Source organism: Sporosarcina soli, from assembly GCF_042655805.1.
In the GTDB taxonomy this organism is placed as follows: Bacteria; Bacillota; Bacilli; order Bacillales_A; family Planococcaceae; genus Sporosarcina; species Sporosarcina soli.
In genome coordinates this window covers 1-25,384 of record NZ_JBHSNO010000023.1, presented here as the reverse complement: position 1 = coordinate 25,384, position 25,384 = coordinate 1, and the positions used below count along the sequence as shown (strand labels likewise).

Below are 25,384 nucleotides of genomic sequence, written 5' to 3'. Positions count from 1 at the left end.
TTCCGCGCGGTTTTCGTGTAAAATAGACATATTACGAGGGAGGTGTCCGGGATGCCAGGTCCAGGAAGTTTAATTATTATCGCAATTATTGCATTGCTCGTATTCGGTCCGAAGAAATTGCCGGAAATCGGGAAGGCGTTCGGTTCTTCATTACGTGAATTTAAAAACGCCACAAAAGGTTTAGTGGATGATGATGACGTGAAAAAAGCGGAAGTTCAGAAAGTGGAAGACAAAAAAGAAGAACTGAAGTAAGTTAGGATGTCTGTCCGATGATAGAAAAAAATTTAACAGTCATTGAGCATATAGATGAGATTAGAAAACGGCTGACGGTAATCGTCGTTTTCTTTGTTATAGCGGTGGCAGGCAGCTTCTTTGTTGCAAAGCCGGTCATTAAGTTTCTACAATCGCAGTATACGGGGGAAATAGAGCCCATGCTGTCAGGGGGTGTTGAAGAAAGCCCTCTGCATTCATTTGCTGTTTTAGATCCGATTATGATTTATATGAAAGTGATTATTTTCATTTCCTTCGTCGTCATCTCACCGGTCATTATGTATCAGCTATGGGCATTTATCACGCCGGGTTTACATGAGAAGGAGCGACGCGCGACACGGAATTATATCCCGTTCACATTTCTTCTTTTTGTAGCAGGTGTCTCGTTTTCTTATTTTGTTCTGTTGCCTTATGTCATGAAATTCATGATTACTTTATCCGGAGAACTTGGGATTACACAAACCATTGGTATCAATGAGTACTTCACGTTTTTATTTCAAATTCTGATTCCATTTGGTGTTGTGTTTCAGTTGCCGGTCGTCTTGTTATTTCTGACAAGGCTCGGTCTTGTCAGTCCGACTAGGCTTGTAAAAATTAGAAAATATGCTTATTTTACGCTTTTTGTCATTGCGGCATTTATTACACCACCAGATTTGATGTCACATTTACTTGTTACAGTTCCGATGTTCGCTCTTTATGAATTAAGTATTTTCATCTCACGTTTCGGTTATCGGAAATATTTAAAAGCAGAGCAACAGCGTCAATTGGACGAGGTAAAGGCGGAGCAACAACGTCAAATTGACGAAGTGATGGGTCGCTAAATAGATTGAAAAAAGCCTTCCAATCGGTTAACTTAAGCCGATTGGAAGGCTTTTTTCATTGAATAAAAATAATCACCGCTTGTTTGACCTTTTCCATTTCTTCAATATACCTCTGAAGCTTATCATAGTTTAGCTGGACGACGACAACAAAGCCATTCATCAGTCCATGGGCAATCATCGGTGTCAGGATGGATTTGGTTCGGTAATACAAATAGGCGAAGACCAATGCCGGCATCGTATAGATAAGTAGATGTTCGAGTTCATTGTGAACGGCGGCAAAGACCACTGCACTCACAAGAGTAGCAATCCAGAAATTTGTTTTCATATAGATCCCGCCGAAAATCACTCTTCTAAACACCAGTTCTTCCAATAAGGGTGCAAATAGTACCATTGAAATGATGACAATCGGTGACGTTTTTGCAATATCCGTCAGTAACGCAGTATTGTCGGATCCTGGCGTAACACCGAACATCGACTCGATGGAGGCAGCGAGCATTTGTCCGCCCATTGCGAGAAAGAATCCGATAATCCCCCAAAGGAAGATACTTCCGATAGACGCTTTTTTTCCTTTGAAAACTTGCATGAATTTCTTATTCCGTGCAATCAATACAAGAAAAATGATTGCCGCAATTGTGTTGACAATAAAGAGGGACCAAGCGAACCCGTGATAAGTGGCTTGGAGCTCTTGCAAACCAGGTTTGCTTTTCATATAACCGATCAATAACTCAGCTAAATAGACACTCCCGACTTGCATAGCAATATACGTCAGTAGCAAATAGATATACATTTTCCAATTTTTCAACGTATCCACTCCTTCATATGTGGCTGACGTTCATTTTATCTTTTTCCAGTTCGATAAGCAAAGAGAAATGTCTAGAGTTTTTGCTTGCAATTAATTTGAATCTTCTTTATGATAGAAAATGTGTTAGCACTCCGGTAGGTCGAGTGCTAAAATCCAAGAAAATATTTTGAGGAGGTTGTTTCACTTGTTGAAACCATTAGGTGACCGTATCGTAATCGAACTAATCGAGGCAGAAGAAAAAACTTCAAGTGGTATTGTACTACCGGATTCTGCGAAAGAGAAACCGCAAGAAGGGAAAGTTGTAGCAGCAGGTACCGGACGCGTTCTAGAGAATGGCCAGCGCATCGAACTGGAAGTAAAAGAAGGCGATCGGATCATCTTCTCTAAATATTCCGGAACTGAAGTGAAATATGAAGGTAATGAATTTCTAATCCTGCGTGAAAGCGACATTTTAGCAATCATCGGCTAATAAGCCGTTTGAGAATTCATAAATGAAAACACGAAAATCAGGAGGGAACTTATAAATGGCTAAAGAAATTAAATTTAACGAAGACGCACGTGGTGCAATGCTCCGTGGTGTAGATACATTAGCAGATGCTGTAAAAGTAACGCTTGGACCAAAAGGACGCAACGTCGTTCTTGAGAAAAAATTTGGTTCACCACTTATTACAAACGACGGTGTGACAATCGCTCGTGAAATCGAACTAGAAGATGCATTCGAAAACATGGGTGCAAAACTGGTAGCAGAAGTGGCTTCCAAAACAAACGAAATCGCTGGTGACGGTACGACAACTGCAACGGTTCTTGCGCAAGCTATGATCCGTGAAGGTTTGAAAAACGTTACAGCTGGTGCAAACCCGGTAGGTATCCGTAAAGGAATCGAACAAGCAGTTGCAACAGCTGTGGAAGGTTTACAGTCTATTTCCGATGAAATCGAAAGCAAACAAGAAATTGCACAAGTTGCTGCAATCTCTTCAGGTGATGAAGAAGTCGGCGAACTGATCGCTGAAGCAATGGAGCGCGTTGGTAACGATGGCGTTATCACAATCGAAGAGTCAAAAGGATTCACAACTGAACTCGACGTTGTAGAAGGTATGCAGTTCGACCGTGGTTATGCATCGGCTTACATGGCAACAGATACTGATAAAATGGAAGCGGTTCTTGACAACCCTTACATTCTGATCACAGATAAAAAGATTACCAACATCCAAGAAATCCTTCCTGTACTTGAGCAAGTCGTACAACAAGGTAAACCGCTTCTAATGATCGCTGAAGACGTAGAAGGTGAAGCGCTTGCAACACTTGTTGTCAACAAACTTCGCGGCACATTCAACGCAGTTGCTGTAAAAGCACCAGGCTTCGGAGATCGCCGTAAAGCGATGCTTGAAGACATCGCAACATTGACAGGCGGAGAAGTGATCACAGAAGATCTAGGTCTTGACCTGAAATCTGCAGATATTACGCAACTTGGACGGGCTGCAAAAGTTGTTGTTACAAAAGACAACACAACAATCGTTGAAGGAAGCGGCGACTCAGCTAAAATTGAAGGCCGTGTCAACCAAATCCGTGTTCAATTGGAAGAAACAACTTCTGAGTTCGACAAAGAAAAACTACAAGAGCGTCTTGCAAAACTGGCAGGCGGCGTAGCAGTTATCAAAGTCGGCGCAGCTACTGAAACAGAATTGAAAGAACGCAAACTTCGTATCGAAGACGCATTGAACTCAACGCGTGCAGCGGTTGAAGAAGGAATCGTTTCCGGTGGTGGAACAGCGCTCGTAAACGTCTATAACAAAGTAGAAACTCTACTAGATTCAACAGCAGGTGACGTTGCAACAGGCGTGAAAATCGTTCTTCGTGCACTGGAAGAGCCTGTACGTCAAATCGCAAACAACGCTGGCCTTGAAGGTTCAATCGTTGTCGATCGCCTAAAACGTGAAGAAGTCGGCACTGGCTTCAACGCAGCAGATGGCGAATGGGTGAATATGATGCAAGCAGGTATCGTTGACCCAACTAAAGTTACTCGTTCAGCGCTACAAAACGCAGCATCCGTTGCAGCAATGTTCTTGACAACTGAAGCGGTTATCGCCGACAAACCAGAACCAAACGCACCTGCAATGCCTGACATGGGCGGCATGGGTGGAATGGGCGGCATGATGTGATAAAAACTCATTACCCTAGTTAAATCAAGGGTTAGAGCATGTTTTATCATACGGTGGACATTTTATTGGTCGTAAGCGCCAGTAAATAACTCTATATATGAAGGTCTTTCATCAATTCGCTGAATTGTTGAGAGGCCTTTTTTCTAGTCCACGTGTTAGATGTCCGTATGTTTCTTTTTATTTTTCGTTGGATGCCATCCTTGAAGTATCGAGGGATACTTTACAGTTCCATTCTTTCAAGAGGTTTGCATGTACTTCTCCAAGCGACCTTTTCACTTCTGGTCAGCGGAGGATTGGCAAGAAGCAAAAAATGCTTTTCATTAGAATGGAAACCAGTCATTAAGCACCGAGAGATAATTCATATGTTTATTCATTTTTTTGTATAAACATATAGTATATATTAACGATATTGTTTAATATAAATGTTTTTGGTAAATAATGTTTTGTATTTTATGCAATTTTTAGTATTGTGTTCTATATGCAGAGATAGAAAAAGTAAGGAAGAGGGGAATTGGCCAAATATGAAAAAGAACTTATTGTATCCATTTTTAGTTGTATCTTTAAGCTTTTTACTCGTAGCTTGCTCAGATCAGACAAAAGAAACAACTATACCAAAAAAAGTAGAAGTAACTGACATGCAAGATAACAAAACAATACATAATGTACCCACTGCTCATTGGTCTTACGAAGGAGAAACAGGTCCTGGACATTGGGGAGAATTGGTACCCGCATTCTCAGCTTGTATACAAGGAAATGAACAATCACCGATTAATATCGAATTCTCTCAGGTGAAAGCGAGTGAAGGATCGGAAAATATCGAAATACAATATAAACCGACACCATTTTCAATAGTCAATAACGGTCATACAATACAGGCTAACGCCGCAACACCAAGCAACAACATTGTGGTTGAAGGAAAGGAATACAAACTTGTTCAATTTCATTTCCATACACCAAGCGAGCATCAATTTAATAGTCAACAATTTGATATGGAACTGCATCTTGTGCACCAAAGTACGAACGGTGAGCTTGCAGTACTTGGTTTGATGATTCAAGAAGGAATAGAAAACGAAAACTTAGCACCTGTTTGGGATGCACTGCCAAAGGATAAAAATGAAAAAGATATTTCCATTAAGGAACCTGTTGATTTACAAGCTTTACTCCCTTCAGATCAAACATCTTTCCATTATAATGGTTCATTAACGACGCCACCGTGTGCAGAAGAAGTAAAATGGATTGTTTTTGAAAAGCCAATTGAAATGTCAAAAGAACAAATTCAAGCATTTCAGCAAATTTTTCCTGATAACCATCGTCCTGTTCTGCCTTTAAACAAACGCGAAATTATTAAGAACTAAGTTTATGGGCGGTATGATGTAATCACATCATACTGAATAAAAAAAGAGCTTCTCATAAGTTCAATGGACTTGTGAGAAGCTTTTTGTTCATCTCTTACAAAACGTTAGCCAAAGTGAACAAGTTCTGCTATAATTGCATAGCACTCAGAGCGGTTTAGAACGGCTTTTTCGGTGCATACTTTGGTTAGTAAATATTTATCAAGAAGGGAAATCGTATTATGAGCAACTATAACGCAGTATCAGCAAAAAATACGGAAAATGCTCCAAACGGTAACGGTCTTTATTCACAAACTGTAGCGTTCTCTCATTACAACAATCTTTCAGCTCAATTGCCAGTCGATCCAAAAACTGGTAAGTTGGTTGCTGGTGGTATAAAAGAGCAAGCTGAACAGTGCTTTAACAATATCAAGGCAATTGTAGACAGCATCGATCATGTTATGAGCGATATCGTTAGAATCACGGTATTCGTTAAGGATATTAAAGATGCCGACGCTGTAGACGAAGTTTATAAAACATTCTTCCCAACTTATGTTCCAGCACGGACAACAGTTGCAGTTGCAGCTTTGCCTATGGATGCTATGGTACAAGTTGAAGCACTTCTTTCACACGGTGAAGGTTCAATTCCAAACGCACCACAAGCAGGCGACCTTGTAAAGCTTACAAATAACACGGCGAAAGCCCCTACAAGTTCTCTATCTACGCAAACTGTGGCTTTCTCACATTACAATTATCTTTCAGCTCAATTGCCGATCGATCCAAAAACTGGCAGATTCGTAACTGGCGGTGTACAAGAGCAGGCTAGACAGTGCTTGAAAAATATCAAGGCAATTTTAGAAAGTATCGACGTTCCTTTTGACGATATTGTTAAAATGACGATCTTCGTTAAAGACCTTTCAGATATCGAAGCGGTAAACGAAGTTTATTCAACATTCTTCCCAGACTCCGCTATCGCTAGAACTGTTGCCTATGTCCCTGCACGCACAGTAGTTGAAGCTTCAGCTCTACCTATGGGTGCTTTGGTACAAATGGAAGCAGTCGTGTCACACGGAGACGGTACACCTCCACAAGCTGTTGAAGACAGACATGGAATCGTTATCTGGGCACGCAACACTGAAAATGCACCAAAGAGTTCATTGTCTACACAAACTGTAGCGTTCTCTCATTATAATCACCTTTCAGGTCAATTACCTTTGGATCCAAAAACTGGCCAATTGGTAGCTGGTGGTGTAAAAGAGCAAGCTGAGCAGTGCTTGAAAAATGTTAAGGCAATTGTCGAAAGTATCGACCACGTTATGGACGATGTCGTTAAAGTAAATATCTTCGTTAAAAATATCGCGGATATGGATGCTGTAGACGAAGTTTACAAAACATTCTTCCCAGGCGGAACCCCTGCACGAAGAACAGTTGGCGTATCAGCATTACCAGAAGATGCGTTAATCCAAATCGATGTAGTTTTAGGAAACGCTGAAGGAACACCTCCACAAGCATAACAGGCGATTGTTTGTAAATACAGGAACGATCAAAGTTCCTCTTTAATGCTGATGGTAAATGCGGAATCGCATACCCCGGTTATAATAGAGGCTGTCTCAAATGAGAGTTGGGACAGCTTCTTTCTTTTAACAACATAAATAAAAAAGCATTGAGATTTTAGCCGATTATGGCAGAAATCTCAGTGCTTTTTTTAGTTTCCGGGTGGGCGTAACAAAAAACTCTTGAAGTGTGGGAGTAATAAGAAATAAAGAATTTCAGCATCATGGTTTATTGTTCAAAGCTTTCAGACCTTCAATCATTGTTTGAGTGATTGGTTTGGCTAGGTCGGGTAAACTTTGTTCGTTTTTGCTAACCGTCCAATAGTATATTGCTCCCATCATTGCCTGATTTAAGATCATCAATAGATCGTTTGCTTGAGAGGTGGTCTCGTTTGCTTGTTTTCCTTGAATTTCCTCGACAAAAGACATGAATATGCAAGTCAGGTCACGATCTTTATTTAAAAAATAAGTGTGTTCATTTGAGATAGGCGCAGAACTATAAATGACTTTCATTAAGTCCTTTCCCATCTGATCATTGATAATGCACAGGGCTTCATGAAAGAAGATAGAAATCTTTTCATATACATCCATGCCTTCAGGTAGATTTTCTATCACTTGGACATAATGGTCATCTACTTCAAAGAATTTCTCCAAAAATATAGTCGATTTCGATGAAAAATGCTGGTAAAAGGAACCTTTAGATGAATCGCTCTTTTCACAGATTTCATCAACTGTTACTTGATCATACCCTTTTTCTGCAAATAATTTTAACGCGGTTTCTAAGATTTTTTTTTTCGTCTTTTTGCCTCTAACTTGTTTATATTCTTGTTTAACCAAACAAATCGCTCCTATTCTAATTAGACTGTAGTATAGCATGCTTAGCTTTTTAAACTGCCAATTAGTAGACTTAGGTCTAGTAAAGCCTATTATAGTACAATGTGCGAATATTTCCATAAGAAAATTATTAATCTCCTTTTTTTCTCGCTTTAAAACAAATTTAGCTTTAACTTGATTCAGCAGAAGTCCCCCACTTCCAGAAGTTGCGAGATGAATGCCAGAAGGCATTTCAATCAGAGGGAGTCCAAACTCCCTGTAGCTGACGCTTCGCTTTCAGTACAAAAAGATTTGCTGATTAGAGGAATTCAGGCTAAGGTCGCCGCGTCCTGCGGCAACACCTGAGTGACCAACATCCTGTTGGCCCAAGCCTCCGGTGGATGTCACAGATTTTGAAAGGGGTGAATTGCGAATCGAACGGCGAAGGGTTCGATTTGCCTTAATTTCTGCGTTCTTTGCAGAAATTAAGGCACCAGCCATTAGAAAGCGCAATTCAAAATCTGGACGCAATCACGCCGAGGCGCGATTGATCAGCCTACATCTTCTAATTCTTGAAAAAATTTAATATGTATTGACAGAATATTCTATGTTGAAGTACAATCGGACCATAGTCTGATAACGTGGCAATTAAATCACTTTGACCCCAAACTTTTTGTTTGGCAACCAACAAATTTGACGTTAAATAACAGACTATTGAGGAAATTATTTTGTCAGGGGGATGAAAATGAATAAAGTTATTGAAAAAGAGGAAATTCGGCATTTAGTTAAGAGTGGGAATAAGTTATTGGTTGGCGGATTTGGTTTATCAGGAACGCCCTTAACCATTTTAGATGAATTATTGGAAGCTCCCATTAAAGATTTGACAGTTGTCAGTAACAATTTAGGAGATGATGGACTGGGCTTACACAAGCTATTTATGCAAGGAAAGATTAAGAAAGCAATTGGCTCGTATTTTACAGTGAATAAGGAGGCTGTGAATGCTTGGCAAAATGGGGAGTTAGAAATCGATTTGATACCACAAGGAACACTTGCCGAAGCTCTTAGAGCCGGAGGTGCTGGAATTGGTGGATTTTATACAAAGACAGCTGTAGGAACCAAACTGGCCAACGGGAAAGAAGAGCGTGAAATTGACGGAGAACGTTATATTTTTGAAAAGGCCATTAAGGGGGATATTGCACTCGTTAAAGCTTTAAAGGCGGATCGATTAGGCAATTTAATTTACCATACGACTGCGAGAAACTTTAATCCGATGATGGCGACCGCTGGTAAAGTTGTCATAGCCGAAGTGGATGAGATTGTCGAAGTCGGTGAGTTAGACTCAGAACATATTGTGACGCCTCACGCTTATGTGGATTACATTATTAAAAGTGGTTATAGAAAAAAAGGGGGCTCTTATGTTGCTTCAAAATAAAAGACATATAATCGCAAAACGTATTGCGGAAGAGTTAGAGGAAGGACAAGTTGTGAATTTAGGAATTGGTATTCCGACTTTAGTGATTGAATATCTAGGCGATAGAAAGGTGTATTTACAGTCGGAGAACGGATTGCTCGGTATGGGCCCATCTCCCATAGATTGGCAGATTGATATTGATTTAACGAATGCAGGAAAAGACCCCGTAACAAATTTGAAAGGTTCATCATTTTTTAGTAGCGCGGACTCTTTCGGCCTCATCCGGGGCGGACATGTAGATGTTGCTGTTCTAGGGGTATTGCAGGTGGATGTAAATGGAAAAATTGCCAATTGGTCTGTTCCTAATCAACCCATTCTAGGTGTTGGCGGTGCAATGGACTTACTAATAGGTGCTAAGAAAGTAATTACTGCTGCAACATTGTTTACTAAAAATGGAGAATCGAAGCTTGTCCAAAACTTAACGTATGACACGAGTGGGGTTCGAAAAGTAGATTTATTGGTTAGCGACTATGCTGTTTTTAAATTTACCGAAGATGGCGTAAAAGTGGTTGAAATACTTAAGGATATCACGATTGAAGAATTAAGCGAGAAGGTGGGTTTTGAATTAGAGTATTTGAAAGAAAAAGTGCTTGAAAGATGAGATCCTTTATGGTTGTTCAGCCGCTAACTGCTAAATGAGTGAGTAGAATACGATTTTGATTAAACCTGTTAATGTTATCGAATATATTTGAAAGCGCTAACAAAAGGGGGGTGGTAAAGGACGCTATAACCGGTCCGAAGACAGTAAACCTTTGAGTAATAGAAAGTGGCAAATGAAAAGCAAATATTAAAGTATAAAGGGGGAATTAGGATGAAAATTCAAAAGAAGTTTTTCTTGTTCATGTTCGTTATGATACTTGCTCTCCTGTTAGCTGCTTGTAATGACGGTGAAGGAGGTGCGGATGCGGATACCGGTGATAAAGATACAGGAAGTGCAGAAGCTTCAGGAAATGCACAGGGGGTAACAGACGATGAAATTTTAATCGGACACTTAGGGCCGCAGACCGGTCCAACGGCAATCTATGATCTGACTCGAAAAGGAGTGGACTCCTATTTTAAGTATGTTAACGAAAATGGTGGCGTCAACGGTCGGAAGTTAAAACTGATTGCGTATGACGATCAATATCAGCCAGCTAAAGCAGTACAACTTGCCCAACGTCTTGTAGAAGAGGACAAAGTATTTGCAATGGTCGGCAATGTCGGTTCAGCCAATACATTGGCCATCAAGGATTATATTACCGACAAAGGTGTACCGATGGTGTTGACAGGCGTGGGCTTAACAACGTTATATGATCCTCCTATCAAAAACTTTATGGGGTCAGGGATCATGAACTATCGTTTGGAAGCAGAGATTTACTTGGATTATGCGGTGAATAAATTAGATGCGAAGACGTTAGCGATCGCCTATCAAGATGATGACCTAGGAAAAGAAGGTTATCAAGCGGTAAAGAACGCAATTGCTAAATATCCAGATGCTGAAATCGTCGAAGAGGTCACATTTCTTCCGCAAGATACCGAATTCAGCTCACAAGCCCAAAAGTTGAATAAGGTAAATCCAGATGTCGTTTTCTACTTCGGGAGCCCGAACCCTGCAGCAAATCTGAAGAAAGCAATGTATAAAATCGGCTTAACAGAACCTGCTTATATCGTCGCAGCGGTAGGCGGCAATGATAATAATCTATTTAACTTAGCTGGGGAAGCTGTATGGGAAGGGTCATATAGTAGCTCAATTATGCCAAATGCTGAACTATTCCCCGATGATGAGCAGGTAAAAATATTTATTGAGCGATTTGGAAAAGACTATCCGAAAGATCCTTTGGCAGGATTCGGTCAGTATGGTTGGGGATATGCGCAAGTACTAGTGGAAGCGATTGAAAGGTCGGGCGACGATTTGTCGTGGGACAATTTCTTGGAAACCTTCTATTCATTCGATAAATGGGAAGGTTCACTCTACACAAGCATAACCTTGGGCGAAGACAATCATTATGCAGTTACGTCGATGTTTATGACACAAGCGAAAGATGGGCAAATTCAACCGATTACAGGCGCAATTACCATTGACCCGGCAACAAAGGAAATTGAATACGAAGACTGATGAAGAAAGGGAATAGGGCTGACTCATCTAAGGGAAGTTAGTCCTATTTTTTCATTAAATAAAAGAAGGTGAGATTCGATGCAAATTATTGTTGCTGGGTTGGTGATGGGATGTATTTATGCATTGGCTGCTTTAGGACTTGTATTAATCTTTAGGACAACCGGGGTTGTGAACTTTGCTCATGGAGAAATGGCCATGGTGACCACATTTGTCAGCTACATCTTTTTAGCCGGGTTTGAGCTACCTTATTTAGTATCACTATTATTGGCACTTGTCTTTGCTGCAATAATGGGTTTCATCTTGTATTGGCTAGTGATGAAAAGAGTGCAATCAGCACCTCATTTAAACCAAGTTGTCCTCACATTGGGCCTATTCATGATACTCAACGGGATTGCTGGGCTTGTTTGGGGCTATCATCCATCCCCATTCCCGGAAGCAATTACAGCGGAACCCTTACATTTCTGGGGAATCTATATTAGTAAAAATGAATTATTTATTGTCGGTATAACCGTGTTGCTGATGTCTATATTTTTTCTATTATTCCGTTATACGAAAATGGGATTGGCGACACGTGCGGCTTCGCAAGATATTAAGACATCCGAACTAATGGGCATAAAGGTAACACGTGTTTTTAATGGTGTATGGATAGCTGCGGCAGTGCTCGGTGGAATTGCAGGTATGCTAACCGCACCGATGACTTTTCTAAGTCCGAACATGATGTTAGACATTCTCGTATTCGCATTTGCGGCAGCGGTGCTCGGCGGTTTTATGAATTTAGGCGGTGCGGTATTAGGTGCGTTAATGATTGGCGTTTTGGAAAATATGGTTAGTTATTATATTGATCCGAATATGAAGGTCATCTGCGTGTTCCTACTCATTATTCTCGTGTTGTATATTCGGCCTCAAGGAATCTTTGGTGGCGCAAAAATTGTCAAAAAGGTGTGATGCAGATTGAAACAAATGTTGGGAAATAAAAGAGTTTGGTTACTCTTATTTGTTCTATTGTTGCTGACCTATCCGCTTATTATTGGAAAATCCGGTTATTTTATGACGATATTCGTCATGATCATGATTTATTCAATCGGGGCAATGGCGCTCAATCTATTAATTGGCTACGGAGGACAAATATCTGTTGGGCATGCGGGCTTTTTAGCAATTGGTGCATATGCTGCCGCTATCTTATCGTCGAAGTTCGGCTTTCCTTTCCTTGTGGCCCTTCCTTTGGCCGGGGTTGTCACGGGCATTGTCGGATTAGTCATTGGGCTACCGGCAATTCGTTTAAGTGGACAATTTTTGGCGGTAGCTACGCTGGGGTTCGGCTTATCGGTTCCTCAACTTGCGCTGAATTGGAACTCTTTAACAAACGGCTATTCTGGCATGGCGCTTTCCAGACCTAGTTTGATGGCAAGTGATTCACAGTTCATTTATGCAGTGATCATTATCACGATTTTTATTACTTGGCTTTTGTATAACATTTTGAAAAGTCGCATGGGGAGAGCTTTTGTAGCGATACGTGAGAGTGAAATTGCTGCCCAAGCAACAGGCATCGACCTTTCCTTCTATAAAACAATCATGTTTGTGATCAGTGCCTTTTTCACTGGTTTGGCGGGAGGTTTGTATGCTTATTGGATCGGCTTTGTCAGTCCAAATGATTTTACAATGGTCACTTCCTTTTTATTGTTAGGCATGATTGTTGTAGGTGGATTGGCGTCTATTCCAGGAGCGGTGATCGGTGCAATTATTTTTACAGTGATCCCGGAATTGACAAGCTCCTTTATCGGTTTAACAAATTTAGTGCTTGGATGTGCGATTTTCTTAATTATTTTGTTTCTTCCAAAAGGATTGGTTTCGGGGCTTGGCTTGTTACAAGGAAAAAGGAAGTCGCGTTTACTTGTAGGGAAAAATAAAGAAGGAAAAGTGCTGAAGAGCGGGGGTGTTGCAAAAGATGTTAACGTTTAAAGACGTAACTGTACAGTTTGCGGGACTTACGGCCATCAATAAACTTTCTTTTGAAGTGTCGCAAGGAACGATCCACTCAATCATCGGTCCGAATGGGGCGGGAAAAACAACTGTTTTTAATAATATTAGTCGTTTCTATACGCCAACTAGCGGAGAGATTCGATTTAATGGGAAGGATTTATTGCAATTCAAGCCCCATCAAGTGATTAAGGAAGGCATTGCACGCAGTTTTCAAAATGTGGAGTTGTTTGCAGACATGTCTGTACTTGATAACTTGTTGACAGGTCTGCATCCTGTATTGAAAAAGAATATTTTTTCGATTGCCCTTAATCTGCCGTCAATAAGAAAAACAGAAAAAGAGTCGATTCAAATAGCGGAAGAAGTGATGCAGATGCTAGGGATTTCTGAGCTGGCAAATGAGAAAGTAACTAATCTTTCATTTGGTTATCAAAAGATGGTGGATATAGGAAGAGCAATGATGTCGGATACGAAACTGATTTTATTAGACGAACCCGTAGCAGGTATGAATCCAACGGAAACAAAAAGAATAAGCGAATTAATTGTGCGTTTAAGAGATGAAATGAATTATACGGTGCTGATTGTTGAACACGATATGTCGCTCGTTATGAGAGTGTCTGATTATGTGACAGTCATGAATTTTGGTCGAAAAATTGCTGAAGGGGCGCCGGAAGAGGTGCAAAAGAATCCAGCCGTGATTGAGGCTTATTTAGGAGAGGTGAAAGAAGTTGCTGCAACTAACTGATATTCACACATATTACGGTCATGTTCACGCGTTGAAAGGGATTACGTTGCAAGTCCGGGAAGGAGAAATCGTCTCTTTATTGGGGGCGAATGGTGCCGGAAAGACGACAACATTAAATACGATATCGAGGCTACTCCAACCTGAAAAAGGGACTTATGAATTGATCGGTGAGTCCATGCTGAAGAAAAATGCGGGGCAAATTGTGCAAAACGGCATCATTCACTGTCCGGAAAATCGAAGGGTATTCCCCTTGTTTACGGTTGAGGAAAACTTATTGGTCGGGTCATACACACGACGTGATAAGAAAGTGAAACAGGACATGGAAAGAGTGTATGAAATCTTCCCACGTTTGAAAGAGAGAAGCAGTCAAAAGGCGGGTACTTTAAGTGGAGGAGAACAGCAGATGCTAGCAATAGGACGTTCTTTAATGGGGAAGCCTAAATTGTTGCTGTTAGACGAACCGTCATTAGGAATCGCTCCAATTCTTGTACAAGAAATCTTCGAGATTATCCAAGAGATCAATAGAAGTGGTGTGTCTATTTTACTTGTTGAACAGAATGCACATATGGCATTGGAAATCTCTGATTATGCTTATGTTTTAGAGAATGGACACATTGCATTAAGTGGTCAATCAAAAGACATGAAGAAAAATGATGACATTCGCAAGCTTTACTTGGGAGAGTCGGTTTCTTAAAAAAGAATGTTTAGCAGTTTTGGTCAATACGAATTCTGCTCTATGGGATGGGCACTCCCTTCAGCCATATGGCGTTAAAGGCTGAAGGGAGCATGGCTAGTTTTTATCTTCATTTGAGAAAAATAGGACAGGGTGATAAACGATGAAAATGGGGATCGTTGGCGTAGGTGCAATCGGGACAGTGTTGGGAACCATATTAAACTCAAAAGGCATAGAAGCGGATTTAATAGATGGCTTTAAAGAAAATGTTTTGGCAATGCAAAAAAATGGTACTGAAATCCGAGGTTCGATTCAAGAAAAAGCGCATGGGCAAGCTTACCATTTAGATGACTTGACGCATAAGTACGATCTATTATTTCTATTGACAAAGCAATTCGAAAACGAAGAAGTCCTGACGAAGCTTTTACCACATCTTCATCCGACAAGTATGATTTGTACACTTCAAAACGGGGCTCCGGAAGAAAGTGTTGCAGAAATTATTGGGAAGGAGAGAACGATTGGTGGAGCAGTAGGATTTGGAGCGACATGGATTAAACCGGGTGTTACTGAATTAACATCGAAGAGAAAAGCTCTACAAGATTTCGCTTTTGAAATAGGGGAAATGAATGGGGAAGTAACTGAACGAATTCAAAAAGTGAACACAATTTTACAGCATGTAGGAGGGTCTGAAGTATCGAATAACTTGCGCGGCATTAGATGGGCCAAGCTCTTAATGAATGCGACTTTTAGCGGGATGTCTGCTACGCTTGGCTGTACCTTCGGTGAAGTGTTAGATGATCCGAGGGGGTATTGGTGTCTTGCCCATCTTGCCGATGAAACAATTAAAGTCGCTCATGCGCAAGGAATAGATTTAGTGAAAATGCAGGGGGTGGATCTTGAATTTTTAGAGTTAAAGGATAGCACCCCAAAAGAAATACTAAGTAAATATCCTTTCTTTAAAAAGACCTGGGATCAACACCGCGAATCAAAAGCAAGCATGCTACAAGATTTGGAGAAAGGCAGGACGACCGAAATCGATTATATCAACGGTGTTGTGAGTAGAAAAGGTAAGGAATACGGCGTTGCAACACCTTTTAATGATAAGATAGTTGAAATCGTAAAAGCAAAAGAAAAAAATAAGGAAGTAAACACCTTCCATTATATTGATGAATTCTTTAACGCTGTTTATGTCAGTTCATAACAATCCGTAGAGACTAATGTTTTGGAGGATGTTTCCGTTGAGATGATTGATCTTGACGGAAACATCCTTATTTATTTACTGATTGCTCTCTGCGAAAGTAGGCATTCTGAAATAAATTTAGTTGCTATTTTAAAAACTCTCTTGTATGATAAACAAATAAATAAAACGTAATCATTACGATTTAAGGAGAGAAAATAAAATGGCGAAGAAATCCAAAGTGGCGAAAGACAAAAGGCAACGGAAATTGGTAGCACAGTATGCCGAACTACGTAAAGAATTGAAGGAGAAAGGTGATTATGAAGCTTTAAATAAGCTACCTAAGAACTCTTCCCCGACACGTTTGAAAAATCGATGTGGAATTACGGGAAGACCAAGAGGATATATGCGTAAATTTAGCATGTCACGTATTGCTTTTCGAGAGCTTGCACATAAAGGTCAACTACCAGGTGTAAAAAAAGCAAGTTGGTAATGGGGATTCAACCATTCTAAGAATAGTTGAACACTTCTAATGAAGAGGATGTGAGGAAAATGCATGAACGGCTAAGGGCATCTTTGTTAAGAAGCGAGGTTAAAAAGTTATCGGAAGAAAAAAGGAGCCTGTATCAGTTTGTCATTGAACTAGAAGATTCTTTGGTCGAAATTGCGGAAACAGCTGATCATTTTCTTAGTCTTCTGGCAGAAAAATCTCCGTATGAACACGCGAGCCAGCACTTTGGTTTGCCGGTAATAAAAGTAATTCGTCTGATAAATGATATAGAAGTAGAGCTAAACGAAAAAGTCGATAGAAGATATAAAAGGTCAAAATGGATTGACTACACAGACCAACTAAAGCAAATAGGGGCTGTAGAGGGAGAGAAACAGCTGTTTTTGTTTATTAATTAAAAGAATCAATAGGAAATCGCCCCGGCATTCATTGCCAGTTTGTTTCGGAAAGATGGCATCCTTCCTTTTAACTAGGGAAACAAATGATAATGAGCATAGGAATAACCACCTCTGAGAAATTGTAGAGGTGGTTATTTTTTTAATTACAATCGATTGGATTCAAAGTTTGTACTTTACTTCTATTGCTTTCCCGATAATGCGGGCTGGATAGTCTTCCTTGATGATGATCGGATCATGATCACTGTTAAGGGGCAATAGCAGAACCGTATCTCCTTGTCTTGTCACTTTCTTTAAGGTGGCTTCTTTATCTCCATTGACTAGAACAGCCGCAATTTCCCCGGATTCAACTACTGATTGTTCACGGATAAGGACTTGAGATCCGTCTGGAATCTTTGGTATCATGCTGTCTCCTTTCGCTTCCAAGTAGCAAAGCGATCCACTCGGTAAGTCGACCGGAGATTCGTAGCGGTAGCCTATTATATTTTCTTCCGCAAGTATCGGGTCATCGCAAGCAATAATACCTAGAATCGGAATCTTGACTGTTTGCGGAGATACGTCAACTTGGTTTGAAGACCTTTCTTCAGTTAGGTCCGAACGCTTGACATTGAAGTAGTCTGCCAAGCGTTGTTGGCTTTTCAACCCCGGATACCTTTTCCCTAACATCCAACTTGAGACGGTCGTTTCAGCGATACCTATATCGCGAGCCATATCAGTTTGTGTTATCCCTCTTTTATCCAAAAACCTTTGGATATTGTCAGATAAAACTTTTCTTTGATACGAAAGCGTTATATCTTCTTCCATCTAACATCTCTCCTTTCATAGCCTATTCTATACCTAAAGTGCAGAATCTAAAACATTCTTGTGGCAGGCACTGCACTTTCTGTGTTGACACTGCACTTTTAGTGTACTATTGTGTATGTAACGATAAAAGAAGGAGGTTTGCGACATGTACCGACATGTTGATTTGAGTCTTAAAGCGGCTCGTGTAGAAAAAGGTTTTACGCAAGAAGCCTTGGCCGAGAAGTTGGGCGTATCAAAGCGAACCTTAGTTAGCTGGGAGAACGGAGAGGTAGAATTAAAGCCTCTCGTACTTTATGCGATGGCATATGTGTTTCAAATGGATGCCGACTATCTAAGGGTACCAGATCAGAAATGATTTTTTAATTGCCACTGCACTTTAAGTGTACCGATAATGAGGAGCAGGAAATTAAATGAGTGCCTATCATCATGTGCTGAAATGAACAGACATGAATTTCTTGTAAGGATTACATACAGAACAGGGGACTTCAGATGAAAAAAGTAGGATTTAAGCGTATCAAAAGTAAATTGATTTTGTCATTTTCAATTGTTGTTTTGTTGGTGATAGGACTAGGTGTTTACAATCTCATATCTGTCAAAAATAGTAACAATATGGCTGAAGGCATTGTTAACCAGGAAGTCCCCTTATTGGTTGCTGATCAAAAGTTGGCTACAACAATGGCAAATCGTCTTGCTGCTGTCCGGGCGTATGTATTGTTTGGAAATCCAAATTACAAAGAGCAATTCCATGAGTATACAGAGATGGGGAAACAATATCAAGCCGAGGCTGAAGCATTGGAAACTTCAAAGGAATTTAATCAGCTCATTGTTGAAACCGTAATGTGGAGAGAAGCAATTATTAGTGAGGTCTTTGAAGAATACGACAAAGGGAACAAAGATGTTGCCCTTCGAAATCTTGAAAAGTTGGCGGAAGACGGTACAGCACTGATAAATGGATACGAAGGGATAGCGAGTGCGCGAGAACAAATAACAAACGAACAAGGAAGAAATATTATTTCCAATGGAGAAAGTACCTTCAAAATGGTAGCACTTGTGACAGTGATTGTTGTGATTATCAGTATGGTAGCTGCAGTTTTAGTGTCTTCGATCATTTCAAATCCGATTATCAGAGTGATGGAACGCATGCAGTTAGTTGCCGCTGGCGATTTAAGCCATGAACCATTGGCGGTACACACACGCGATGAGGTCGGACAGTTGATCGTTGCGACGAATGAAATGAGTGCGAATACACGGGAACTACTCCATAAAATTAACAGTGTTTCCACAACGGTTACGGCACAAAGTGAGGAGCTAACACAATCATCGAATGAAGTGAATGCGGCGTCCGAACAAGTCGCTGCTACAATGCAAGAACTGGCCTATGGGATTGAAAATGAAGCCCAAAGTGCTGCGGATCTTGCAACGATTATGGAAGTTTTTACAACGAAAGTTGAAGAAGCGAATGTAAAAGGGGATTCGATTCAACGAGCTTCACAACAAGTGCTTGGAAAAACGGCAGAAGGCACTCAGTTGATGGAGATATCGACCGATCAGATGAATAAGATCGATACGATTGTACACGATGCGGTTTTGAAAATAAAAGGATTGGATACGCAAACACAAGAAATATCAAAATTGGTTGTCGTCATTAAGGAAATAGCAGATCAAACCAATCTATTGGCTTTGAATGCTGCGATTGAAGCCGCAAGAGCAGGAGAACATGGAAAAGGTTTTGCAGTCGTGGCAGAGGAAGTGAAAAAACTTGCCGAACAAGTGGCTATTTCTGTAACTGATATTACAGGAATTGTAGATACCATACAAAGTGAATCTAGCATGGTTACGATATCCTTGGAAGATGGTTATACGGAAGTCCAAAGGGGAACTGAGCAATTACAAGTTACGAGCAATACATTTACGGAGATAAGGAATTCAGTCAATGATGTGGTGAATAACATTTCAATTATTTCTGAAAACCTATCGGATATTTCTGCAAGTAGTGAAGAAATGAGTGGTTCTGTTGAAGAAATAGCAGCAATTTCAGAGCAATCCGCTGCTGGCGTGCAAGAAACAGCTGCTTCCATGCAACAAACCAGTAGTTCTATGGAAGAAGTGGCAGGTAGTTCTGCACAACTCGCCCAATTAGCTGAGGAGTTGAATGGTCTTGTTCAACAATTTAAAATCTGACAGTGATTTTGTTAGTTGAGGGTGCGGAATGTGAGATAAATAGATGATTAATGGGGTGTAGGAGTGGAAGAGATTTTTGTAGGACAGCAGCCTATACTGGATGTGAAGGGTGATCTTTTTTCGTATGAGTTGCTGTATCGAAATAGCGATAGAAATGCTTTTCCGGATGTGAATCCTGAAATAGCAACAATCGCAGTTATTGTGAATACATATTTGTCGCCGGGATTTGAACAGATTGCGGTGAAGAAAACATTCATCAATTTTTCAGCTACGCTTCTTGAAACAGATATTTTTGATACGCTTGATCCTGATCGGGTTGTCATTGAGATTTTAGAGGATGTAACGTTGACGTCTACTCTTGTGACAAGGCTCAAGCAGTTGAAGAATATGGGATTTCAACTTGCACTCGATGATTTCATTCTGCAAAGGCAACACAACTTATATCCGAACTTTTTTCAATCGATTGATTACATCAAAGTGGATTTTCTTTCCACTACCGAGTCACAGCGGTCCGCGATAGAGGCACTAAAAGGCACATATCCTCACATAATCCTGCTAGCTGAAAAAGTAGAGACGCATCAACAGTTTGAAGCAGCGAAATCTTCAGGCTATGAGCTTTTTCAGGGTTACTTTTTTGCGAAACCAAATATCGTTAAGAGAAAAAAATTACCTTCAGATATCTTGCTCTACTATGAAATCCTGAAACTGCTAAACGAAGAGAATCCCGATATTGAGGAAATTTCGGCATTGATCATGCGGGACGTCTCATTGACCTATAAACTGCTGAAGCACTTAAATACGTATGCCTTCAGGACTTCAAAAAAAATCAGCTCCATCCACCATGCGATTGTTAGAATGGGATTACAGAAATTCAAAAAATGGATTCAATTTCTCGCCATTTATCAAAAAAGTTCTGGAGAGCCGGATGGGTGGGTTAAAGCGCTTGTGAAATACTCCCTGACAAGAGCAAATGTGTGCGAATTGCTTGCTTTGCGAAATGGGAAGTACAAATCCGATGAATACTACATGTTAGGCATGTTTTCACTCATCGACTTAATATTAAAACAGAACCCGGCAGATATCTTTCCATTACTACCTGTATCCCAGGAGATTATTGAGACATTGGGGGATCAACCAACCGAAATGACCCCTTACCTTCAAATAGCAAAAGCCCTTGAACGTTTGGATTTTAGGGATGCTATTCATCAAGCGGAACGGTTAGGTATAAGCGAGAGAGAGTTAAGCGAATTAGTATTCAAAGCAACTGTTGTCTGATTTACCTAACATAGTGAATATACCCAAGGCTTCTCATTAGTTGTGAAAACTTTTGAGAAGCTTCTTTTTCATGTAAAGAGACTTCTTCACCAAAGCTATTAAAATGATCTTCATAATGATAAGCAACTGTCGATATTAAGAATAAAGAACCTTGTTCCAAAGTAGCAGACAATCACCATAAAAGTGTCAACGGTTTTTTTAATATTCTTAATAATTAACTGATTATTATGGGAGAGTAGATGAAAAAACAACATGAAAAATAAAGTATTACTATACATACCGTTTCTATTGATAATCATTGCTTCATTTCTGTTCAATTTGCTTACCCCCTTAACAGCAAACGCATTGGAAGATGCAAAGTCGATTAATTTGGGGACGTATTATGAATTTTATCGTGATCCGACGAACAAACTGACGATAGAAGATGTCTTGTCCGATGAATATGAAAGGGCGTTTATCCAGAGTCAGCAGAAATATCTATTTTATGGGCAAACAGAAGATACGATTTGGTTGAGGCTTCATGCGGATGAAATTATGCATGACCTGGATGAAACCTATTGGTTGGAAGCGACCGATAAACTGAATAGTATTGAAGTGTATTTAGTAAAGAGTGATGATACATATGACATGCAAAAGGGCGGAATTTCACATATAAAGAATCAAGAAATTGCTTACCGTTCTAATTTATTCTATATAGAAGATCCCTCTATTGAGGCGATTTATGTGAAATTAGATGGAATCATGCCGCTAAACTTAATTTCTTTTTTCTATACAACAAAAGATTTTATTGAAAAAGTCATTGCTTATAAATTTTATACTGGCCTTTTTTATGGTTTTATGACTTCATTGTTAAGCTATAATTTGTTTTTGTTTTTTTCATTAAAGGAAAAAGCCTATTTATATTATGTCTTCTATATGTTGTGTTTCATCTTCTATCAAGCATCTATGAATTCATTGGATTTGGAGTTAGTCGGACACTTGTTTTCTGAACGTTTTTTTACAAGATCCATTTCGTTTATTGGGAATTTACTATTAATCTTTATGATTTTATTTGGCAAAGAATTTCTTGATTTAAAAAGGAATTTTCCTCAGTTCAATCGGATGGCTAATGGTTTATTAGGGGCAACTGTCATCTCTTTTTTCTCCGTTTATTTCACTACAGACATAACAATGATGAATACTATTTTGATTATCATGGCAATATTCGTTACGTTTTTTCTTTGGCTATCCGGTTTATTTGTATTACTCAAAGGACATAAAATGGCCCGGTATTATATGATTGGCTGGACGGTTTTACTCGGTTCCATCATGGTGCAGGCATTGGGGTTTCTAAGTGTTATTCCATTTCACCCTCGAATTTATGAGGAAGTTCCTGCAATCGGGGCCGCTTTTGAAGCCATCTTTTTGTCATTAGCTTTAGGCGATAAAATCAACATTATGAAAAAAGAGTACCAAGCATCACAGGAAAAATTAAACGAAAAGCTGGAGCATCTAGTAGCTGAACGTACACAACAATTAAAGATGGCAAATACAGAACTTGAAATTTTGGCACATACCGATCAGTTGACCCAATTACCCAATCGTTTTCAGGTAGATCGATTGTTGACAGATGGATTTGAGCGTGCGCAAAGCAAGCAAATGCCCCTTTCGATCATCTTATTAGATATTGATCAGTTTAAGGCAGTAAACGACAATTATGGCCACCAGGTGGGTGACCTTGTTTTACAGGAAGTGGCTATGCAATTAAAAGAGTCTGTATCAAATGAAGGGACAATTGGACGTTGGGGTGGCGAGGAATTCTTAATTATTTGTCCACAATCTCCTCTAGGGACTGCGATCGATCTTGCTGAAAAAATCCGAAGACAAATCGAAGGGCATACTTTTCCAGTTGTTATACATAAAACCGTCAGCTTTGGCGTCACGTCCTATATCTCTGGCGATACTTTGCATTCTATGCTATCAAGATGTGATAAAGCGTTATATCATGCCAAAAATAACGGACGAAACCGTGTCGAATACTTGCAATGACTACCCTTTACGAGGGGGCCAATGTGAATGACCCCTGCCTCTAAGCAGCATGCATGTAGGTGGGAACAATCTCATCTAGTCTGTAAAAGTCTTTCATCAATTCCATGAATTGATGAAAGACTTTTTTTAATCGGAATCTATAGCGAGGAATAATTATGAGATTCGAGGGAAAATTAAGTTACATGTCTGACAGGAAATGAATTTTAATAATAAAGGGAGCATTTTAAAATGAAAATCACAAAAGTAAATACGCTTTTAGAATTGATGCAAGCTATTTCAGAAAATATGCCACAAGTTTTGGAAATTGAAACCTCCATACTTTCCCCTCATTCCATCACGTTGCCTGAAGGCTATACATTAACAGGAAAAAGTAAGGATTCTTGTATCATGAGTTTTAACAATAGTGATGGCTTCGCTATGACGCGCGACAATACCATCTCAAACCTAACAATAATAACAAAACAAACGAATCGAGCCATCTATACGATGTGCGGAATTTCCGATATGGGAAACATTGTACTTGAAAATTTAATGATTACAGGACAGGTTTCCATTATTTCTAGGGAAGGCACAGACAAGATAAATCTCATTGCAGATCAACTCCACATTACGTCTTGCGATTCAAGGCATTACAGCGAGCAACCGCAAAAGTATGGTGTGAATGTGTACCAAGGGGCACTGACTGTATATAATTTTAATCCTAATGAAAATAGTCTAATTGATTGCAGGTTAACAAATATTAGCATGGGCTTTAAAAGTGCTCCTGTTATAGGTTCGGGTATTTTCGTTTGCGGTTTCGGCGATGAAGGTGGCAAGGTGAATCTAGAAACGCTAACGACAGGCGCTGTGTATTCAAACGGCCTGTTACCTTTTGGGACAGCAGATATCATTACTGCTGCTGTTTTCATTGTCTATGGCGTTGAGGCGAAAATGGTTGAGCATCATGGTGAACTTGTCACTTACGGTGTGAATGATATGGTGTTGGATACATGGGGCAAAGTCCACCAATGGGTGAGCCACAATTCGATTGTCTCTTATGGTCCAAGCGGCATAGGATTCGTGAACTTTGGCACCGTAAAAGATTTCGCGGCACAAGATATTACGACATATGGGTTAGGTGCGAGAGGGTTTAACCAATATGACGGCACGGTAGACAATATTAAGTTTAAATCCATTACAACTTATGGTGATGGCTCAATAGGCATACAAGTTAGCAAACCGATTGGGAATATGACTGTGGAAGAGAACGTGACAACATATGGCTCTGTAGGAAATTCCTTAGTGAAAGGCGTGTTAACGGAGCTTGCAGCAAATGCAATAAGCATAAAAGAGGGCGGAAAAGTCGACAGTTTGATTATTCACGGGGACATCATTACTCATGGAGACAACGTTACGAATTACGCGTTGGAAGGCGGGGAAGTAAAAAAAATCCAGATTGACGGAGAAATGATCGTCCATGGGCAAAATTCAAAAAGCAGTACACCGCAATAATGAGACGATGCATACTAGCGTAGATAGCGGGAAAGTTACCATCGACTTAATAAACCCAAAAACCCACGCGGCTTTGTAAACTGTACCCCTTGTAAAGGACATTTTTAAAAAGCCGAGGCAGTATTAAGAAGATGATCTCTGTATTGAACAGGGGTCATCTTTTTTAAATCCCACTGATATCTATAATTGTTGTAATACCTCATGTAGTCTCTAACTTCCCGTTTAAGTTCGTCAAGGGTTTCACATGTCTTTATATATGCCTCATCCTTAAAATGCCCAAAGAAAGACTCCTGCGGTGCATTATCCCAACAGTTGCCCCTTCGGGACATTGATTGACCCAATTTATACTTCTTGACCAATTTTTGATACACAGGACTAGTGTAGTGACTCCCTTGGTCCGAATGGATAAAGGCACCTTCAGCCAATTTGATCTTTTTATTCTTCTTTAGGCTCTTTAGTGTGTCGGTTGCGATGTCAAGTGTTATCCGATCCGAGACCTGATAAGCCAAAATCTCATTTGTAGAAGCATCTTTAATAGTTGATAAATAAGCCTTTTTACTTTTCCCGTAAAATAGATATGTGATATCAGTTAGAAGGACTTTACAAGGGGTTTCCTGTTTGAATTGCCTGTTAAGCAGGTTAGGCACAACTTTGTGTTCCTTAGTTGCCTTCATAATACGTTTGTAGGGATTCGCCCTTCTGATGGGACATATAATATTATATTTTTTCATTATCCTTCTAATTCACTTCAAATTGTAGACAACATTAAACTGGCCTTCCAATGTCATCTTGATTTGGCGAGCACCTTTTTTACG

At 40.0% G+C, this 25,384-nt stretch carries 24 protein-coding genes and 1 pseudogene; 21 read left to right on the top strand and 4 right to left on the bottom strand.

Going from position 1 to position 25,384, the window contains the following annotated elements:
• Window positions 1–51: 51 nt before the first annotated feature.
• Window positions 52–252, top strand: coding sequence for a twin-arginine translocase TatA/TatE family subunit (tatA, locus tag ACFPRA_RS24900; RefSeq protein WP_381440834.1), 201 nt, complete (start codon window positions 52–54; stop codon window positions 250–252).
• Window positions 253–269: 17 nt separating this feature from the next.
• Window positions 270–1,091, top strand: coding sequence for a twin-arginine translocase subunit TatC (gene tatC / locus ACFPRA_RS24895; protein WP_381440832.1), 822 nt, complete (start codon window positions 270–272; stop codon window positions 1,089–1,091).
• Window positions 1,092–1,146: 55 nt separating this feature from the next.
• Here the strand turns inward: tatC and ACFPRA_RS24890 are convergent, their stop codons facing one another.
• Complete coding sequence (locus ACFPRA_RS24890; RefSeq protein ID WP_381440829.1) at window positions 1,147–1,893, bottom strand: CPBP family intramembrane glutamic endopeptidase; 747 nt, start codon at window positions 1,891–1,893, stop codon at window positions 1,147–1,149.
• Window positions 1,894–2,077: 184 nt separating this feature from the next.
• On the opposite strand from ACFPRA_RS24890, the gene groES reads away from it, so the two are divergent.
• The 4 genes from groES (at window position 2,078) to ACFPRA_RS24870 (ending at window position 6,897) form a co-directional block, all read left to right on the top strand.
• Complete coding sequence (groES, locus tag ACFPRA_RS24885) at window positions 2,078–2,362, top strand: co-chaperone GroES (RefSeq protein ID WP_239392214.1); 285 nt, start codon at window positions 2,078–2,080, stop codon at window positions 2,360–2,362.
• Window positions 2,363–2,417: 55 nt separating this feature from the next.
• The gene (gene groL, locus ACFPRA_RS24880; protein ID WP_381440826.1) at window positions 2,418–4,052 is read left to right on the top strand and encodes a chaperonin GroEL; all 1,635 of its coding nucleotides are present in this window, start codon (window positions 2,418–2,420) and stop codon (window positions 4,050–4,052) included.
• Window positions 4,053–4,573: 521 nt separating this feature from the next.
• A complete protein-coding gene (locus ACFPRA_RS24875; RefSeq protein ID WP_381440823.1) occupies window positions 4,574–5,407 on the top strand; it encodes a carbonic anhydrase in 834 nt (277 codons plus the stop codon).
• Between the two features lie 218 nt (window positions 5,408–5,625).
• Window positions 5,626–6,897: a RidA family protein gene (locus ACFPRA_RS24870; protein WP_381440820.1), complete on the top strand. Its 1,272-nt coding sequence runs from the start codon at window positions 5,626–5,628 to the stop codon at window positions 6,895–6,897.
• 261 nt (window positions 6,898–7,158) lie between these two features.
• On the opposite strand, the gene ACFPRA_RS24865 is transcribed toward ACFPRA_RS24870, so the two are convergent.
• The gene (locus ACFPRA_RS24865) at window positions 7,159–7,773 is read right to left on the bottom strand and encodes a TetR/AcrR family transcriptional regulator (RefSeq protein WP_381440818.1); all 615 of its coding nucleotides are present in this window, start codon (window positions 7,771–7,773) and stop codon (window positions 7,159–7,161) included.
• 721 nt (window positions 7,774–8,494) lie between these two features.
• On the opposite strand from ACFPRA_RS24865, the gene ACFPRA_RS24860 reads away from it, so the two are divergent.
• The 10 genes from ACFPRA_RS24860 (at window position 8,495) to ACFPRA_RS24815 (ending at window position 16,793) form a co-directional block, all read left to right on the top strand.
• Window positions 8,495–9,181, top strand: a complete 687-nt coding sequence (locus ACFPRA_RS24860; RefSeq protein WP_381440815.1) for a CoA transferase subunit A — start codon at window positions 8,495–8,497, stop codon at window positions 9,179–9,181.
• Complete coding sequence (locus tag ACFPRA_RS24855) at window positions 9,165–9,821, top strand: 3-oxoacid CoA-transferase subunit B (RefSeq protein ID WP_381440813.1); 657 nt, start codon at window positions 9,165–9,167, stop codon at window positions 9,819–9,821. Before ACFPRA_RS24860 ends, ACFPRA_RS24855 begins: the two co-directional genes overlap by 17 nt.
• Window positions 9,822–10,031: 210 nt before the next feature.
• Window positions 10,032–11,315, top strand: a complete 1,284-nt coding sequence (locus tag ACFPRA_RS24850; protein ID WP_381440811.1) for an ABC transporter substrate-binding protein — start codon at window positions 10,032–10,034, stop codon at window positions 11,313–11,315.
• A 78-nt stretch (window positions 11,316–11,393) separates the two neighbouring features.
• Window positions 11,394–12,260: a branched-chain amino acid ABC transporter permease gene (locus ACFPRA_RS24845; protein WP_381440809.1), complete on the top strand. Its 867-nt coding sequence runs from the start codon at window positions 11,394–11,396 to the stop codon at window positions 12,258–12,260.
• 15 nt (window positions 12,261–12,275) lie between these two features.
• Complete coding sequence (locus ACFPRA_RS24840) at window positions 12,276–13,274, top strand: branched-chain amino acid ABC transporter permease (protein WP_381440849.1); 999 nt, start codon at window positions 12,276–12,278, stop codon at window positions 13,272–13,274.
• On the top strand, window positions 13,261–14,037 hold the full coding sequence (locus ACFPRA_RS24835; protein ID WP_381440805.1) for an ABC transporter ATP-binding protein: 777 nt from the start codon (window positions 13,261–13,263) through the stop codon (window positions 14,035–14,037). The genes ACFPRA_RS24840 and ACFPRA_RS24835 overlap by 14 nt, the downstream gene beginning before the upstream one ends.
• Entirely contained in the window at window positions 14,021–14,731 is a 711-nt protein-coding gene (locus tag ACFPRA_RS24830) for an ABC transporter ATP-binding protein (RefSeq protein ID WP_381440803.1), read from the top strand. Before ACFPRA_RS24835 ends, ACFPRA_RS24830 begins: the two co-directional genes overlap by 17 nt.
• A 142-nt stretch (window positions 14,732–14,873) precedes the next feature.
• Window positions 14,874–15,911: a ketopantoate reductase family protein gene (locus ACFPRA_RS24825; RefSeq protein WP_381440801.1), complete on the top strand. Its 1,038-nt coding sequence runs from the start codon at window positions 14,874–14,876 to the stop codon at window positions 15,909–15,911.
• Between the two features lie 199 nt (window positions 15,912–16,110).
• Window positions 16,111–16,380: a 30S ribosomal protein S14 gene (gene rpsN / locus ACFPRA_RS24820; protein ID WP_381440798.1), complete on the top strand. Its 270-nt coding sequence runs from the start codon at window positions 16,111–16,113 to the stop codon at window positions 16,378–16,380.
• A 59-nt stretch (window positions 16,381–16,439) separates the two neighbouring features.
• Entirely contained in the window at window positions 16,440–16,793 is a 354-nt protein-coding gene (locus ACFPRA_RS24815) for a hypothetical protein (RefSeq protein WP_381440796.1), read from the top strand.
• 159 nt (window positions 16,794–16,952) lie between these two features.
• Here the strand turns inward: ACFPRA_RS24815 and ACFPRA_RS24810 are convergent, their stop codons facing one another.
• Complete coding sequence (locus ACFPRA_RS24810) at window positions 16,953–17,594, bottom strand: LexA family protein (protein ID WP_381440794.1); 642 nt, start codon at window positions 17,592–17,594, stop codon at window positions 16,953–16,955.
• 145 nt (window positions 17,595–17,739) lie between these two features.
• On the opposite strand from ACFPRA_RS24810, the gene ACFPRA_RS24805 reads away from it, so the two are divergent.
• The 5 genes from ACFPRA_RS24805 (at window position 17,740) to ACFPRA_RS24785 (ending at window position 24,569) form a co-directional block, all read left to right on the top strand.
• The gene (locus ACFPRA_RS24805; RefSeq protein WP_381440792.1) at window positions 17,740–17,949 is read left to right on the top strand and encodes a helix-turn-helix transcriptional regulator; all 210 of its coding nucleotides are present in this window, start codon (window positions 17,740–17,742) and stop codon (window positions 17,947–17,949) included.
• A 134-nt stretch (window positions 17,950–18,083) separates the two neighbouring features.
• Window positions 18,084–19,775: a methyl-accepting chemotaxis protein gene (locus ACFPRA_RS24800; RefSeq protein WP_381440790.1), complete on the top strand. Its 1,692-nt coding sequence runs from the start codon at window positions 18,084–18,086 to the stop codon at window positions 19,773–19,775.
• A gap of 63 nt (window positions 19,776–19,838) precedes the next feature.
• Window positions 19,839–21,050 carry an EAL and HDOD domain-containing protein gene (locus tag ACFPRA_RS24795; protein ID WP_381440788.1) on the top strand — a complete coding sequence of 404 codons (1,212 nt, stop codon included), beginning with the start codon at window positions 19,839–19,841 and terminating at the stop codon, window positions 21,048–21,050.
• 252 nt (window positions 21,051–21,302) lie between these two features.
• Window positions 21,303–23,078, top strand: a complete 1,776-nt coding sequence (locus tag ACFPRA_RS24790; protein ID WP_381440786.1) for a sensor domain-containing diguanylate cyclase — start codon at window positions 21,303–21,305, stop codon at window positions 23,076–23,078.
• A gap of 228 nt (window positions 23,079–23,306) precedes the next feature.
• Window positions 23,307–24,569 carry a hypothetical protein gene (locus ACFPRA_RS24785; RefSeq protein WP_381440784.1) on the top strand — a complete coding sequence of 421 codons (1,263 nt, stop codon included), beginning with the start codon at window positions 23,307–23,309 and terminating at the stop codon, window positions 24,567–24,569.
• Between the two features lie 104 nt (window positions 24,570–24,673).
• On the opposite strand, the pseudogene ACFPRA_RS24780 reads toward ACFPRA_RS24785, so the two are convergent.
• Window positions 24,674–25,384 (bottom strand): annotated as a pseudogene (locus ACFPRA_RS24780) (IS3 family transposase); the annotation flags it as partial.

Excerpts from the sequence above, each read along its gene's own strand:
- tatA (WP_381440834.1), top strand. The coding sequence starts at position 52 with ATGCCAGGTCCAGGAAGTTTAATTATTATCGCAATTATTGCATTGCTC.
- tatC (WP_381440832.1), top strand. The coding sequence starts at position 270 with ATGATAGAAAAAAATTTAACAGTCATTGAGCATATAGATGAGATTAGA.
- groL (WP_381440826.1), top strand. The coding sequence starts at position 2,418 with ATGGCTAAAGAAATTAAATTTAACGAAGACGCACGTGGTGCAATGCTC.
- ACFPRA_RS24875 (WP_381440823.1), top strand. The coding sequence starts at position 4,574 with ATGAAAAAGAACTTATTGTATCCATTTTTAGTTGTATCTTTAAGCTTT.
- ACFPRA_RS24870 (WP_381440820.1), top strand. The coding sequence starts at position 5,626 with ATGAGCAACTATAACGCAGTATCAGCAAAAAATACGGAAAATGCTCCA.
- ACFPRA_RS24860 (WP_381440815.1), top strand. The coding sequence starts at position 8,495 with ATGAATAAAGTTATTGAAAAAGAGGAAATTCGGCATTTAGTTAAGAGT.
- ACFPRA_RS24855 (WP_381440813.1), top strand. The coding sequence starts at position 9,165 with ATGTTGCTTCAAAATAAAAGACATATAATCGCAAAACGTATTGCGGAA.
- ACFPRA_RS24850 (WP_381440811.1), top strand. The coding sequence starts at position 10,032 with ATGAAAATTCAAAAGAAGTTTTTCTTGTTCATGTTCGTTATGATACTT.
- ACFPRA_RS24845 (WP_381440809.1), top strand. The coding sequence starts at position 11,394 with ATGCAAATTATTGTTGCTGGGTTGGTGATGGGATGTATTTATGCATTG.
- ACFPRA_RS24840 (WP_381440849.1), top strand. The coding sequence starts at position 12,276 with ATGTTGGGAAATAAAAGAGTTTGGTTACTCTTATTTGTTCTATTGTTG.
- ACFPRA_RS24835 (WP_381440805.1), top strand. The coding sequence starts at position 13,261 with ATGTTAACGTTTAAAGACGTAACTGTACAGTTTGCGGGACTTACGGCC.
- ACFPRA_RS24825 (WP_381440801.1), top strand. The coding sequence starts at position 14,874 with ATGAAAATGGGGATCGTTGGCGTAGGTGCAATCGGGACAGTGTTGGGA.
- rpsN (WP_381440798.1), top strand. The coding sequence starts at position 16,111 with ATGGCGAAGAAATCCAAAGTGGCGAAAGACAAAAGGCAACGGAAATTG.
- ACFPRA_RS24815 (WP_381440796.1), top strand. The coding sequence starts at position 16,440 with ATGCATGAACGGCTAAGGGCATCTTTGTTAAGAAGCGAGGTTAAAAAG.
- ACFPRA_RS24810 (WP_381440794.1), bottom strand. The coding sequence starts at position 17,594 with ATGGAAGAAGATATAACGCTTTCGTATCAAAGAAAAGTTTTATCTGAC.
- ACFPRA_RS24805 (WP_381440792.1), top strand. The coding sequence starts at position 17,740 with ATGTACCGACATGTTGATTTGAGTCTTAAAGCGGCTCGTGTAGAAAAA.
- ACFPRA_RS24800 (WP_381440790.1), top strand. The coding sequence starts at position 18,084 with ATGAAAAAAGTAGGATTTAAGCGTATCAAAAGTAAATTGATTTTGTCA.
- ACFPRA_RS24790 (WP_381440786.1), top strand. The coding sequence starts at position 21,303 with ATGAAAAATAAAGTATTACTATACATACCGTTTCTATTGATAATCATT.
- ACFPRA_RS24785 (WP_381440784.1), top strand. The coding sequence starts at position 23,307 with ATGAAAATCACAAAAGTAAATACGCTTTTAGAATTGATGCAAGCTATT.